Raw genomic sequence first — 14914 nt, forward strand, 5'->3', positions numbered from 1 at the left:
GCTTCATTCTAGCCGCTGATCCGCGTCGAACGCACGCATGCGGATATCGCGCGTCCGCCGCGATGCTGCATTGCGATGGCACGTTTCTCGCTCTAAAGATTCCCGCAAGAAAGACATTGCTTTGGTCATTTTGATCGTCTAAAACCTGTCCAATCGGACAGGATTCGATGAGCGGCGGAAACCTCTCGACCCGATTCGTCGGACGAACTTCGCGAACGATCGGGGCATGCACCGCGCTTGGGCGGCGTTGCCCCGAAACAGGCATGACACGCACCGGCACAGACCGGCTGACGACATTACCGACCCCACAGGAGCGATACGAATGAATGCGGTATCGGAAACAGTGAAGCGGGCAGCGTTCGACACGTCGATCAAGGTCGACGGGAAGCGGTTGTGGGACAGCCTGATGGAAGTCGCGAAGATCGGCGCAACGCCGAAAGGTGGCGTATGCCGCCTCGCGCTGACCGATCTCGACAAGGCCGGCCGCGACCTGATCGTCGGCTGGGCGAAGGCTGCCGGCTGCACGGTGACGGTCGATACGATGGGCAACGTGTTCATGCGCCGCGCGGGCCGCGTGGCCGACGCGGCGCCGGTCGTCACGGGCTCGCACGCGGATTCGCAGCCGACCGGCGGCCGCTTCGACGGTATCTACGGCGTGCTCGGCGGCCTCGAGGTGATTCGCAGTCTCAACGATCACGGGATCGAGACCGAGCATCCGGTCGAGGTCGTGATCTGGACCAACGAGGAAGGCTCGCGCTTCGCCCCCGCGATGGTCGCGTCCGGCGTGTTCGCCGGCGTTTTTTCGCTCGAATACGGGCTGTCGCGCAAGGACGTGGACGGCAAGACGATCGGCGAGGAACTGGCGCGCATCGGCTACGCGGGCGACGTGCCGTGCGGCGGGCGCAAGCTGCACGCGGCGTTCGAGCTGCATATCGAACAGGGGCCGATTCTCGAAGCGGAATGCAAGACGATCGGCGTCGTGACCGACGCGCAGGGGCAGCGCTGGTACGAGATCACGTTCACCGGCCAGGAAGCGCATGCGGGGCCGACGCCGATGCCGCGTCGCCGCGATGCGTTGCTCGGTGCGGCGCGCGTGGTCGATCTCGTCAACCGGATCGGCCTCGATCACGCGCCGTTCGGCTGCGCGACGGTCGGCATGATGCAGGTTCACCCGAACTCGCGCAACGTGATTCCAGGCCGCGTGTTCTTCACCGTCGACTTCCGGCATCCGGACGACGCCGTGCTCGCGAAGATGGATGCTGCGCTCCGCGACGGTGTCGCGCGCATCGCGGCCGACATCGGGCTCGAAACGGAACTCGAGCAGATCTTCTATTACAAGCCGGTCGCGTTCGATGCCGCGTGCGTCGAAGCCGTGCGTGGCGCGGCCGATCGCTTCGGCTACTCGCATCGCAACATCGTGTCGGGCGCAGGGCACGACGCATGTTATCTGGCTCAGGTCGCGCCGACATCGATGGTGTTCGTGCCGTGTGTCGACGGCATCAGCCACAACGAGATCGAGGACGCGACGCCCGCATGGATCGAAGCCGGCGCAAATGTGTTGCTGCACGCGATGCTGTCGCGCGCATGCGAGCCGGCTTCATGACGCATCGACCGTAGCAGCCCGGAGGCTGCGTATCGCCTGACTACAGGATTCCTCAGCATGACCGCCCCGACTGTGCGCTCGCAGCCGGCGGGGACGGCTTTGTCTCCACTCAGTCGAAGGAACGCGTATGACCACCAAGCCAACCGGCGATATCGCCGCGCATCGCCTGTCGTCCACGCAACTCTCGTGCGAATTCTCCGATATCGCGCCGCTGCTCGATCCGACCGCCGCCGCAGCCGCCGCGAGCCGCTGCCACTACTGCTACGACGCGCCGTGCGTGCAGGCGTGCCCGACGCAGATCGACATCCCGAGCTTCATCCGCAAGATCGGCAACGGCAACCTGAAAGGCGCCGCGACCGACATCCTCTCCGCGAATCCGCTCGGCGGGATGTGCGCGCGCGTGTGCCCGACCGAGATTCTGTGCGAAGGCGCGTGCGTGCGGAATCACCAGGATGCGCAGCCTGTCGCGATCGGCGCGCTGCAGCGCCATGCGACCGACTGGGCGATGGAAACCGGCGCGGTGCAATTCCGGCGCGCGCCCGAGACGGGCCGCCACGTCGCGGTGGTCGGCGCAGGGCCGGCCGGGCTCGCGTGCGCGCACCGGCTCGCGCTGGCCGGGCATCGCGTCACGCTGTTCGATGCGCGACCGAAGGCCGGCGGCCTCAACGAATCCGGGATCGCCGCGTACAAGACGGTCGACGATTTCGCGCAGCGCGAAGTCGAGTGGCTGCTGTCGGTGGGTGGCATCACGCTGGAAACGGGCGTCGCGCTCGGACGCGACGTGACGCTCGACGCGTTGCGCGAGCAGCACGACGCGGTGTTCCTCGCGATGGGCCTCGGCGGCGTGCGGGCGCTTGCGATCGACGGCGAGCAACTCGGCGGCGTGATGAACGCGGTCGACTTCATCGAACAGGTGCGGCAGGCCGACGGGCTCGAGAACGTGCCGGTCGGGCGGCGCGTGGTCGTGATCGGCGGCGGCAATACGGCCATCGATGCGTCCGTGCAGAGCCGCAAGCTCGGCGCCGAGCGTGTGACGATGGTGTATCGGCGCGGCGTCGAAGCGATGAGCGCGACGTGGGCCGAGCGCGAGTTTGCGCAGAAGAGCGGCGTGGCGCTCGTCACGCACGCGAAGCCCGTACGCATCGCGGGCGCGAACGGGCAGGTGACGGGCGTCGAATTCGAGGGCGCATCGGGCGAGCGTTTCACCGTCGATGCGGACATGGTGCTGAAGGCGATCGGCCAGACGCTGGCGCCTGACGGTGTCGCGGCCGCGTTGCTGACGGCCGACGGCACGCGCATCGCGGTGGAAGCGGACGGGCGCACGGCGCTGCCCGACGTATGGGCCGGCGGCGATTGCGCGGCGACGGACGGCGTCGACCTCACGGTGCAGGCCGTGCAGGACGGCAAGCGCGCGGCCGCGTCGATCGACGCGGCGCTCGCCGCACGCGACGCGAAGGCGGCCTGAGCGCGCGGCGCACCCGAGCACTTCGATCACGACCCCATTCTCACGGAGCCGAACATGGCCGACCTTCGCTGCACCATCGCAGGCATTACCTCGCCGAATCCCTTCTGGCTCGCGTCCGCGCCGCCGACCGACAAGGCCTACAACGTCAACCGCGCATTCGAGGCGGGTTGGGGCGGCGTCGTCTGGAAGACGCTCGGGCTCGACCCGCACGTCGTCAACGTCAGTTCGCGCTACGGCGCCGTGCAGTGGAACGGGCAACGCATGGCGGGGCTGAACAACATCGAGCTGATCACCGACCGTCCGCTCGACGTGAACCTGAGAGAGATCGCGCAAGTGAAGCGCGACTGGCCGGATCGTGCGCTGATCGTGTCGCTGATGGTGCCGTGCAACGAACGCGACTGGAAATGGATCCTGCCGCTCGTCGAGGATACGGGGGCCGACGCGGTGGAGCTGAATTTCGGCTGCCCGCACGGGATGAGCGAACGCGGGATGGGCGCGGCCGTCGGGCAGGTGCCCGAATATGTCGAGATGGTCACGCGCTGGGTGAAGGAAGGCACGAAGCTGCCGTGCCTCGTGAAGCTCACGCCGAACATCAGCGACATCCGGATGGGATCGCGCGCCGCGTACAAGGGCGGCGCGGACGGCGTGTCGCTGATCAACACGATCAACTCGATCGTCGCGGTCGATCTCGACCACATGGCGCCGATGCCGACCGTCGACGGCAAGGGCACGCACGGCGGTTATTGCGGCCCGGCGGTCAAGCCGATCGCGCTGAACATGGTGGCCGAGATCGCACGCGATCCGGAAACGCCTGACCTGCCGATCTCGGGCATCGGCGGCATCTCGTCGTGGCGCGACGCGGCCGAGTTCATGGTGCTCGGCGCCGGCAGCGTGCAGGTGTGCACCGCCGCGATGCATTACGGATTCCGGATCGTGTCGGACCTTGCCGACGGGCTGTCGAACTGGATGGACGAGAAGGGCTACGCGACGCTCGACGACATCCGCGGCCGCGCGGTGCCGAACGTCACCGACTGGAAATACCTGAACCTGAAGTACGACATCAAGGCGCGCATCGACCAGGATCGCTGCATCCAGTGCGGGCTGTGCCATATCGCATGCGAGGACACGTCGCACCAGGCGATCACGGCGACGAAGGACGGCGTGCGGCACTTCGAAGTGGTCGATTCGGAATGTGTCGGGTGCAATCTTTGCATGCACGTGTGTCCGGTCGAGCAATGCATCACGATGGAGCGTGTCGATTCGGGCGACTACGCGAACTGGACCACGCATCCGAACAATCCGGCGAGCGCGGATGCGGGTGCAGGTGCGGCGGCGGCACCCGAGAAGCACGCGAAGAAGGCTGCCTGACGACCGGCGTCCGGCGGCGCGGGACCTTCCGCACCGCCGCTTTTCGTTACCCCCTGGGCCGGCATCGCACGATGCCGGCGCTGACGTTTTGCGTGGAGTGCGATCGATGAAATCCGCAGCGAATCCCGCCGATCCCGACAGCGCCGCGGCGCACGGCGGCAGCCTGTACAACGACGACCTCGCGCCGACGACGCCGGCGCAGCGCACGTGGAAGTGGTATCACTTCGCGGCGCTGTGGGTCGGGATGGTGATGAACATCGCGTCGTACATGCTCGCGGCCGGGTTGATCCAGGAAGGCATGTCGCCGTGGCAGGCGGTGATGACGGTGCTGCTCGGCAACCTGATCGTGCTCGTGCCGATGCTGCTGATCGGCCATGCGGGCGCGAAGCACGGGATTCCGTACGCGGTGCTCGTGCGCGCGTCGTTCGGCACGCAGGGTGCGAAGCTGCCGGCGCTGTTGCGCGCGATCGTCGCGTGCGGCTGGTACGGCATCCAGACCTGGCTCGGCGGCAGCGCGATCTACACGCTGCTGAACATCCTGACCGGCAACGCGCTGCACGGCGCGGCGCTGCCGGTCATCGGCATCGGGTTCGGGCAGCTCGCGTGCTTCCTCGTGTTCTGGGCGCTGCAGATCTACTTCATCTGGCACGGCACCGATTCGATCCGCTGGCTCGAGAGCTGGTCCGCGCCGATCAAGGTCGTGATGTGCGTGGCGCTCGTCTGGTGGGCGACGTCGAAGGCGGGCGGGTTCGGCTCGATGCTGTCGGCGCCGTCGCAGTTCGCGGCCGGCGGCAAGAAGGCCGGGCTGTTCTGGGCGACGTTCTGGCCGGGCCTGACCGCGATGGTCGGCTTCTGGGCGACGCTTGCGCTGAACATTCCCGATTTCACGCGCTTCGCGCATTCGCAGCGCGACCAGATGATCGGGCAGTCGATCGGGTTGCCGCTGCCGATGGCGCTGCTGTCGGTGGTGTCGGTCGTCGTGACGTCGGCCACCGTCGTGATCTACGGCAACGCGATCTGGGATCCGATCGACCTGACGAGCCGGATGACGGGGATCGGCGTGGGCATCGCGCTCGTGATCCTCACGCTCGACACGATGTGCTGCAACCTCGCCGCGAATCTGGTCGGTCCCGCGTACGATTTCTCGAGCCTGTGGCCGAAGGCCATCTCGTACCGCACCGGCGGGATGATTACCGCGACGATCGCGATCGTGATGATGCCGTGGAAAATCCTCGCGACGACAGACGGCTATATCTTCACCTGGCTCGTCGGTTATTCGGCGCTGCTCGGGCCCGTCGCGGGCATCCTGATGGTCGACTACTTCCTGATTCGCGGCACGCAGCTCGATACGCGCGCGCTGTTCGACGAACGCGGCGGCTTCAGCTACGCGCGCGGCTGGAACCCGGCCGCGCTGGCCGCGCTCGCGGTCGGCGTGCTGCCGAACCTGCCCGGCTTCCTGCACACGGCATTTCCGGCGTCGTTTCCGAACGTGCCGGCCTTCTTCAACACGCTTTATACGTATGCGTGGTTCGTCGGCCTCGTGTTGGCGTCGTGCGTGTACGGCACCTGGATGAAGTGGCGCGCCGGACAGCGCGCGCAGATCGCGAGCGCATGACGCGCGAGATGCGTGTCGTGCGGCACCCGACAGTCAACGAGGAGGCAACCAAATGGCAATCCTGATTCGCGGCGGCACCGTGGTCGATGCGGACCGCTCCTATCGCGCGGACGTCCTTTGCGCGGACCCGCAGGACGGCGGCACGATCCTGCAGATCGCCGAGAAGATCGACGCGCCCGCCGGCGCAACCGTCGTCGACGCGCACGACCAGTACGTGATGCCGGGCGGCATCGATCCGCATACGCACATGGAACTGCCGTTCATGGGCACGACCGCGAGCGACGATTTCTACTCGGGTACGGCCGCGGGGCTGTCGGGCGGCACGACGAGCATCATCGACTTCGTGATCCCGAGCCCGAAGCAGCCGCTGATGGACGCATTCCGCGAATGGCGCGGCTGGGCCGAGAAGTCGGCTTCCGATTACGGCTTCCACGTGGCCGTGACGTGGTGGGACGAGAGCGTGCACCGCGACATGGGCACGCTCGTGCGTGAGCACGGCGTGTCGAGCTTCAAGCACTTCATGGCGTACAAGAACGCGATCATGGCCGACGACGAGGTTCTCGTGAACAGCTTCACGCGTTCGCTCGAACTCGGCGCGCTGCCGACCGTGCACGCGGAGAACGGCGAGCTGGTGTTCCAGCTGCAAAAGGCGCTGCTCGCGCGCGGGATGACGGGGCCGGAGGCGCATCCGCTGTCGCGGCCGCCGGAGGTCGAGGGCGAGGCCGCGAACCGCGCGATCCGCATCGCACAGGTGCTCGGCGTGCCCGTGTATATCGTGCACGTGTCGGCGAAGGACGCGGTCGATGTGATTACCCGCGCACGCAGCGAAGGGCTGCGCGTGTTCGGCGAGGTGCTGCCGGGCCACCTCGTGATCGACGAGGCGGTCTATCGCGACCCGGACTGGACGCGCGCGGCCGCGCACGTGATGAGCCCGCCGTTCCGCTCGGCCGAGCATCGCGAGGCGCTGTGGCGCGGGCTGCAGTCGGGGCAGTTGCATACGACGGCGACCGATCACTGCGTGTTCTGCGCGTCGCAGAAGGCGATGGGCCGCGACGATTTCACGAAGATCCCGAATGGCTGCGGCGGCGTCGAGGATCGCATGTCGGTGCTGTGGCACCACGGGGTGAATCATGGGCGCATCACGCCGAACGAGTTCGTGCGGATCACGTCGACGAACGCCGCGCAGATCTTCAACCTGTATCCGCGCAAGGGTGCGGTGCAGGTCGGCGCCGATGCCGATCTCGTCGTGTGGGACCCGGCCGCGACGAAGACGATTTCGGCCAAGACCCATCACCAGCAGGTCGACTTCAACGTGTTCGAAGGGATGACGGTGCAGGGCGTGGCGACGCACACGCTCACGCGCGGTGCGCTCGCGTGGGCCGACGGCGAATTGCGCGCGGAGCGCGGCGCGGGCCGCTACCTGAAGCGCCCGCCGGCGGCCGGCTACTACGAGGCCGCACGGATCGCGAACCGGTTGCGCGAGCCGCATCCGGTCGAACGCGCGGGTTGAACGACGCAGGTCATGTGGGGCGTGTCCGTTCTAGCGGCGAACGGCACGCCCCGAACACGTTTACGCATGGCAGGTAGTACAACTGATCGAATCGGCGAAGCACGAAGGAGGAAACGATCGATCCGATTGGATACAGCGATTTTGACGTCGTTGCAGGCGTGCGCATCGAGCGAGTAACATCCACCAACCCCATGAAGGGGCCGCGGGCAAGGGCCGCCCGCCGGACAGTTCAACTAGTGAGAAAGGAGCACAAGGTGGATATTCTGCGCAGTCTCCTCGGTATGCTGTTCCTGTTGCTGGTTGCCTATCTGTTGTCGAATAACCGCCGTGCGGTAAGCGGCCGGACCATGATCGCCGCGCTGCTCACGCAGTTCGCGATCGGCGCGCTGGTGCTGTTCGTGCCGTCGGGCCGCACGGCGCTGGCCGGGGCCGCGAATGGCGTCAATCGCGTGCTCGACATGGGCAATCACGGCATTGCGTTCGTGTTCGGCGGGCTGGTCGACGCCCGGATGTTCCAGCTGTTCGGCGACGGCGGATTCGTATTCGGCCTGCGCGTGCTGCCGATGATCATCTTCGTCACCGCGCTGATCTCGGTGCTGTACTACATCGGCGTGATGAAGTGGATCGTCGCGATCCTCGGCGCGGGGCTCGCGAAAGTGCTCGGCGTGAGCCGCATCGAGGCATGTTCGGCCGTCGCGACGATCTTCCTCGGGCAGAGCGAGATGCCCGCGCTCGTGAAGCCGTTCGTGCGCAACATGACGAGCGCCGAGATCTTCACGGTGATGGCGAGCGGCATGGCATCGGTCGCCGGCTCGGTGCTGGTCGGCTATGCCGGCCTTGGCGTGAAGATGGAGTACCTGCTCGCCGCATCGTTCATGGCGGTGCCGGGCGGGCTGCTGTTCGGCAAGCTGCTGTTTCCGACCGTCGAGCCGAGCCGCGTCGTGGTCGAGGGTCTCGATTTCGACGAAAAGCGGGCCGCGAACGTGATCGAGGCCGCGGCGTCCGGCGCGTCGGTCGGCATGCGGATCGCGATCAACGTCGGCGCGATGCTGATCGCGTTCGTCGGGCTCATCGCACTGATGAACCTGATCGTCGGCGGCGCGGCCGCGTTCGCGGGCTTTCCGCAGGTCACGCTGGTGGGCATCATCGGCCACCTGTTTGCGCCGCTGGCGTGGATCATTGGCGTGCCGTGGCACGATGCGACGCTGGCCGGCAACTTCATCGGCGAGAAACTGATCTTCAACGAATTCGTCGCGTACGGCGACCTGTCGCCGTACCTGAAGGGCGGCGAGCACGTCGCGGCGGCCGGCTTGCAGGTGCTCGACCCGAAGACGCTCGCGATCGTGTCGTTCGCGCTGTGCGGCTTCGCGAACTTCTCGTCCATCGCGATTCTCGCGGGCGGCTTCAGCGCGGTCGCGCCCGAGCGTCGCTCGGAAGTGGCACGCCACGGCCTGCGCGCGCTGACGGCCGCGACGCTGTCGAACCTGATGAGCGCGGCGATTGCCGGCCTGTTCTTTTCGCTGCATTGAATCGTGCAGTAGACTCCGACCGATCGAAGAGAGGCAACGATGTTTCTACCGCAGGAATTCATTCGCAGGAAGCGTGACGGGCAACCGCTCGATCGCGACGGGATTGCCGCGTTCGTGCGCGGCGTGACCGACGGCAGCGTGACCGAGGGCCAGGTGGCGGCGTTCGCGATGGCCGTGTTTTTCAACGACCTGAGCACCGACGAGCGCGTCGCGCTGACGCTCGCGCAGCGCGACTCGGGCGACGTGCTCGACTGGCGTGCGCTCGATCTCGGCGGGCCGGTGATCGACAAGCATTCGACGGGGGGCGTCGGCGACGTCGTGTCGCTGATGCTCGGGCCGATGGTGGCCGCATGCGGCGGCTACGTGCCGATGATCTCGGGGCGAGGGCTCGGCCATACCGGCGGCACGCTCGACAAGCTCAGCGCGATTCCCGGCTATGACGTGATGCCCGCTACGGAGGCGTTTCGCCGCACGGTGCGCGACGTCGGCGTCGCGATCATCGGGCAGACCGCACGGCTCGCGCCGGCCGACAAGCGCATCTATGCGATTCGCGACGTGACGGCGACCGTCGAGTCGGTCGCGATGATTACCGCTTCGATCCTGTCGAAGAAACTCGCGGCGGGGCTCGACGGGCTCGTGATGGACGTGAAGGTCGGCTCCGGCGCGTTCATGCCGACCGCGGAGAAATCGGCGGAACTGGCGCGCAGCATCGTCGACGTCGGCAACGGCGCGGGCATGAAGACGACCGCGATCCTCACCGACATGAACCAGTCGCTCGCGCCGTGTGCGGGCAATGCGCTCGAGGTCGCGTGCGCGATCGACTACCTGACGGGCAAGTCGCGCCCGGCGCGCCTGCATGACGTGACGATGGCGCTGTCGGCGGAACTGCTCGTCACCGGCGGGCTGGCACGCGATGTCGCGGAGGCGCGCGCGAAGCTGCAGCAGGCGCTCGACTCGGGTGCGGCGGCCGAGCGTTTCGCGAGAATGGTCGTGGCGCTCGGCGGCCCCGCGGACCTGATCGATGTTCCCGCCCGGCATCTGGCACGGGCGGCGGTGATCGTGCCGGTTCCGTCGCCTGCGACCGGCGTGGTGCAGCGGGTCGATTGCCGCGGGCTCGGGCTGGCCGTCGTCGCGCTCGGCGGCGGCCGTACGCGCGCGGAAGACGCAATCGACGTCAGCGTTGGACTGACGGCGCTGGCGGAGATCGGGCAGCGCGTCGAGGCCGGCGAGCCGATCGGCTACGTGCATGGGCGCGACGACGCGGCCGCGGCGCACGCGGTGGACGCGGTCCGGCGCAGCTACGTGCTCGGCGAAACGGGCGAAGCACCGCCGACCCTTTACCAGCAGATCGGTTGATTCTGCTCCCGGAGGCACCATGTCGATGGAACGAAACGAACTGATCGAACAGGCCAAGGCGGCGCGCGAACGCGCGTACGCGCCGTATTCGCGCTTCAAGGTCGGCGCGGCGCTGCAGGCGCGCGACGGGACGGTTTTCCACGGCTGCAACGTCGAGAACGCGTCCTACGGATTGTGCAATTGCGCGGAACGCACGGCGATGTTTGCGGCGATCGCGGCCGGCTATCGTCCGGGCGACTTCGCGCGGCTCGCGGTCGTTGGCGACACGGAGGGTCCGATCGCGCCATGCGGCGCGTGCCGTCAGGTGATCATCGAGATCGGCCTGCCCGACATCGAAGTGATCCTGGCCAATCTGAAGGGGGCCGTCGAAGTCACGACGGCCCGTGCGTTGCTGCCGGGCGCGTTCAGCCTGTAACGGCGCGCGCCGCGGCGAGCCGCACGTATCACGCGCCTTCGCGCGCGTCGTGGATCGGAATCACGGTGCGCGCGCCGCACTGGCGCAGCAGGTCGCGCAATTCGTTGATGACCGGAAACACCTCGTGATTCCAGTCGGCGCCCTGGCGATCGTGCGCTTCCTGTTCGCGCTCGACGATCCAGCGATCCTCGCGGAAGATGCGCTCGGTGAACCACACGAGCAGCGGCCACGCGAGATCGAGTGCGAACGGGATGCCGGGCTTGTGGATCGACAGCAGTCCGAACGTGCGGTTGGTGCGCTGTTCGGCGTCGAGCGGCACGTAGACGATCCACAGGTCCATCACGAGCGTGCCTTCGCTCGACCGGATCTGCAGCGTCTGGTACGGGTAGCCGGTGCGTACCGTCATCACGCTCTTGTCGGACTGGTCGGCCGGCTTCTTGCTCGCGCCGAACACGAGCGCCTCGCCGACCGGCTGCTTGCCTTCCATCCGCGCGAACGTGTAGTCGACTTCGACCCAGTCGTCGCCGCGGCGGCGGCCGACCGAGCGCGCGCGCATCTGCCCCATCTGCTTGCGGTGCAGGAACTGATGGTTCATGTCCATCAGGTTCTCGTGCATGAACGAGTAGTGGCACTTGACCTCGCGGCCGAAACGGCGCGTCTTGTACGCGCGATTGTCCGCCGATTCGAGCGCGGGGAACGGCCGTGAGTCGGCAAGCGTTGCGTCGCCCGGGAACACAAAGATCAGCCCGTGAGACTCGCGGCACGGATACGCGCGCACGCCGTTGGGCAGGCGTTCGCGGCCGAGGTAGGGTACATCGACGCAGCGGCCGCTGTCGCACGCGTAGGTCCAGCCGTGATAGCAGCAGCGCAGCGTTTCGCCGCTGACGACGCCCGCGTGCAGCGGCACCTGGCGGTGCGCGCAACGATCTTCGAGCGCGTACACGGCGCCGGACTCGGTGCGCACGAGCACGATCGGCTCGCCGGCGAAGTGCACGCCGAGCGTCTTGCCGCGCTTGAGCTCGCGCGACCATGCGAGCGGGTACCAGTGATCGGGATGAATGGGCACGCGGCGCAGGTCGCGCACCGTCGCGCCGGAGGACGATTCTCCAACGGTGTTGCTGTCAGGCAAGGGCACTGCGAGCATGCGTGACGCCTCCTGGCTGGGCGGGTGGTCCGGGCGCCGCGGGAAGCGGCGGGGATCAGGAGAAGTCTACGCGAAGTTGTCCGCCGCGGCGGACGCGATGCGGGTTTGCCCCGGCACGGCGGCCGGGGTTTCGTTGATGCGGCGCAAACCCGGCGGCAGGCGGCGCGCGGCGGGCGGTCACCCGTCACGCGGCCGGTGGCCGGTCAGGAATGGGCTTCACGCCACAGCACCGCGTCGGTGCGGTACAGCGCCGGGAAGTACTGCTTCAGCCCGGTGATCTTCGGCATGTCGTTGTACGCGATGTACGGCGCATCGGGGTGCAGCTCGAGGTAGTTCTGGTGATAGGCCTCGGCCGCATAGAACCCCTTGTAGTCCTCGACACGCGTGACGACCGGCGACGGGAACACGTGCGCCGTGCCGAGCTGCGCGATGTACGCGGTCGCGACCGCGCGTTGCTGGGCGGTGGTCGGGAAGATCGCGGACCGGTATTGCGACCCTTCATCGGGGCCCTGCCGGTTGAGTTCGGTCGGATCGTGCGCGACCGAGAAGAACACCTGCAGCAGCCGGCCGTACGTGATCTGGGTCGGGTCGTAGACGATGCGCACCGATTCCGCATGCCCCGTCAGCCCCGAGCCGACGAGCGCGTAGTGCGCGGTTTCGGATGCGCCGCCCGCATAGCCGGCCGTGACCTGCTTCACGCCCTTCACGTGTTCGAACACGCCCTGCACGCCCCAGAAGCAGCCGCCGGCGAGCACGGCCGTCTCGTCGTGCGACGTGCCGGGTGTTTCGTCGAGCGTCGGCGCGGGCACGGTGCGCATCGGCTCGGCTGAATTGACGATGCGCTGGTAGCCGAACACGGCGGCGGCCGCGAACGCGACCGCGCCGATGCGGCGCAGCAAAGTCGTGCGCCGTCGGGCTGCAGCATCACGGGTGGAGATCGGGTTCATCATTGGCTCCTTTTCAATGGGTCGGGGAACGCAGTGGCCGGATGGCGGCGGCACCCGCGATCAACCGAAAGTGAATGCGTACGCATCGACACCGGGATCGAGAAACTCGATCGCGAACGTGCGATCGGCGATCGCGCCCGGCTGCCGGACGAGCTGGTACAGGCGCTGGCCGGTGACGGTGCCGTAGCCCTGCGCGTCGACGTCGGCGCCGTGCGCGGCACCGGGCGCTGCACCGTCGAGCGTCACACGAAAGCGCACGGGCTGGCCGTTCGTGCCCGGGCCGAGCACGAGGTGCAGGTCGCGCGCATGGAAGCGGTAGACGATCCGGCCGGCCGGCGCGGCGAGCGACGCGCGTTCGGCCCCGACTCGCCACATGCCGGCGAGGCCCCAGTCGTTCAGATCGGGACGGGCCGGCTCGGCGTAGTGGTACGCCGCATCGCGCACCACGCCGCCGGGCGACACGAAATCCTCGGCGCGTGCGTAGCCGACGTAGGTCTCGGGCGAGCGGACGTCCGCGCTGTCGGCCGCCGCGAGCGCACCCTTCGCGGGCGTCCCGGCCAGCCCGAGCGGCACGTTCAGCGCTTCGGGATGGCCGGCCTCGGCGAGCAGCGACTGGATCGCGCGTTCCGATTCCGCATACTCGCCTTCGCCGAAGTGGTGGCGGCGCACGCGCCCCTGCGCGTCGACGAAGTAGTGCGCGGGCCAGTATTCGTTGTTGAACGCGCGCCAGATCGCGAAGCGGTTGTCGATCGCGACCGGGAAGTCGATGCCGAGGTCGTGCACGGCCTTCTTCACGTTGCCGATGTCGCGCTCGAACGCGAATTCGGGCGCGTGCACGCCGATCACGACGAGCCCGTAGGGCGCGTACTTGCGCGCCCATGCGGTCGTGTACGGCAGCGTGCGCAGGCAGTTGATGCACGAATACGTCCAGAAATCGACCAGCACGACCTTGCCGCGCAGGCCGGCCGCGGTCAGCGGCGGCGAGTTCAGCCACTGCACGGCGCCGTCGAGCGACGGCAGCGTGCCTTCGACGGGCAGCGTGGACGGTGTCGTGACGGCCGCGCGCATCATCGCGCCGCCGGCCATCGCACCGGCGGTGGCTGGTGCGCCATCGGCTGCCGCGGCCATCATTGCACCGCCGGTGGCGTTGCCGGTGGCGTTGTCGGCGGCGTTGCCGGTTGCGGCCATTGCACCCGGTGCGCCGTTCGAGCGTCCGCCGAGGCGATCGACGAGCTTCGTTTCGAGGCCGCCCGTCGTGACGGTCGACAACTGCGCGAGCGCGCCGGTGTCGAGGCCGAGCGCGATCGCGCCGACGCCGGCGAGCAGCGCCGCGCCGATCCCGCGCCGGATCCATTCGCCGGCGCCGAGCGAGCGCTTCATTGCCGCGAACACTTTCCCGCCGATCACGAGCGCCACGCCGAGCGACGTTGCCGCGCCGGCCGCATACGCGACGAGCAGCAGCGTCGTACCGACGCTCGCGCCGCGCAGTGCGGCGCCGGTCAGCACGAGCCCGAGGATCGGGCCCGCGCACGGCGCCCACAGCAGGCCCGTCGCGACGCCGAGCAGCAACGACGACGCAGGGCCGGCCGGGCGGCCGTCGCGTTGCGCGAACCCGGTGAGCCGGTTGCCGGCGGCGACGAGCGGGCGCGTCAGGTGTTCCGCGAAGCGCGGCATCAGCAGCGTCAGGCCGAACACGGCGAGCAACACGATGGCGATCCAGCGGCCGGCCTGGTTCGCCTGCGCGACCCAGCCGCCGCCCACGGCGGCGAGCGTCGCGACGACGGCGAACGTCAGCGCCATACCGGCGAGCAGCGGCAGGCCGGTACGCACGAACGGCTGGTCGGCGCGTGCGAACACGAATGGCAGCACGGGCAGAATGCAGGGGCTCAGGATCGTGAGCACGCCCCCGAGATAGGCAAGGACAATGAGCAGCATGATGCGTTCTCCAGTCGGTCGGGAGTG

Annotated in this window: 11 protein-coding genes; 8 read left to right on the forward strand and 3 right to left on the reverse strand. The window is 68.1% G+C overall.

Translation table 11 applies throughout. The annotated features are described in order from the left end of the window. Window positions 1-322: 322 nt before the first annotated feature. The 8 genes from KEC55_RS31620 (at window position 323) to KEC55_RS31655 (ending at window position 10861) form a co-directional block, all read left to right on the forward strand. On the forward strand, window positions 323-1603 hold the full coding sequence (locus KEC55_RS31620) for a Zn-dependent hydrolase (protein ID WP_282512538.1): 1281 nt from the start codon (window positions 323-325) through the stop codon (window positions 1601-1603). Between the two features lie 127 nt (window positions 1604-1730). Continuing rightward, window positions 1731-3068, forward strand: a complete 1338-nt coding sequence (locus tag KEC55_RS31625) for an NAD(P)-dependent oxidoreductase (RefSeq protein WP_282512540.1) — start codon at window positions 1731-1733, stop codon at window positions 3066-3068. Window positions 3069-3122: 54 nt separating this feature from the next. Further along, on the forward strand, window positions 3123-4436 hold the full coding sequence (gene preA, locus KEC55_RS31630) for an NAD-dependent dihydropyrimidine dehydrogenase subunit PreA (protein WP_176051753.1): 1314 nt from the start codon (window positions 3123-3125) through the stop codon (window positions 4434-4436). A 106-nt stretch (window positions 4437-4542) separates the two neighbouring features. After that, on the forward strand, window positions 4543-6051 hold the full coding sequence (locus KEC55_RS31635; protein WP_282512543.1) for an NCS1 family nucleobase:cation symporter-1: 1509 nt from the start codon (window positions 4543-4545) through the stop codon (window positions 6049-6051). A 52-nt stretch (window positions 6052-6103) separates the two neighbouring features. Further along, on the forward strand, window positions 6104-7561 hold the full coding sequence (gene hydA / locus KEC55_RS31640) for a dihydropyrimidinase (RefSeq protein ID WP_282512545.1): 1458 nt from the start codon (window positions 6104-6106) through the stop codon (window positions 7559-7561). A gap of 254 nt (window positions 7562-7815) precedes the next feature. After that, complete coding sequence (locus KEC55_RS31645) at window positions 7816-9090, forward strand: NupC/NupG family nucleoside CNT transporter (RefSeq protein ID WP_282512547.1); 1275 nt, start codon at window positions 7816-7818, stop codon at window positions 9088-9090. Window positions 9091-9129: 39 nt separating this feature from the next. Beyond that, on the forward strand, window positions 9130-10446 hold the full coding sequence (deoA, locus tag KEC55_RS31650) for a thymidine phosphorylase (RefSeq protein ID WP_282512549.1): 1317 nt from the start codon (window positions 9130-9132) through the stop codon (window positions 10444-10446). Window positions 10447-10471: 25 nt separating this feature from the next. Beyond that, on the forward strand, window positions 10472-10861 hold the full coding sequence (locus KEC55_RS31655) for a cytidine deaminase (RefSeq protein ID WP_282513075.1): 390 nt from the start codon (window positions 10472-10474) through the stop codon (window positions 10859-10861). A 28-nt stretch (window positions 10862-10889) separates the two neighbouring features. Here KEC55_RS31655 and KEC55_RS31660 read toward each other — a convergent pair whose 3' ends face one another. From KEC55_RS31660 to KEC55_RS31670, 3 genes are all read right to left on the reverse strand, one after another. Next, window positions 10890-12005: an aromatic ring-hydroxylating oxygenase subunit alpha gene (locus tag KEC55_RS31660; RefSeq protein ID WP_282512551.1), complete on the reverse strand. Its 1116-nt coding sequence runs from the start codon at window positions 12003-12005 to the stop codon at window positions 10890-10892. Between the two features lie 203 nt (window positions 12006-12208). Continuing rightward, window positions 12209-12952 (reverse strand): peptide-methionine (S)-S-oxide reductase MsrA, encoded by a 744-nt coding sequence (msrA, locus tag KEC55_RS31665; protein WP_282512553.1) that lies wholly within the window; start codon window positions 12950-12952, stop codon window positions 12209-12211. A gap of 60 nt (window positions 12953-13012) precedes the next feature. Further along, window positions 13013-14887, reverse strand: a complete 1875-nt coding sequence (locus KEC55_RS31670; RefSeq protein ID WP_282512555.1) for a cytochrome c biogenesis protein DipZ — start codon at window positions 14885-14887, stop codon at window positions 13013-13015. Window positions 14888-14914: the final 27 nt, after the last annotated feature.

Origin of the sequence: Burkholderia cepacia (assembly GCF_029962485.1) — a bacterium.
In the GTDB taxonomy this organism is placed as follows: domain Bacteria; phylum Pseudomonadota; class Gammaproteobacteria; order Burkholderiales; family Burkholderiaceae; genus Burkholderia.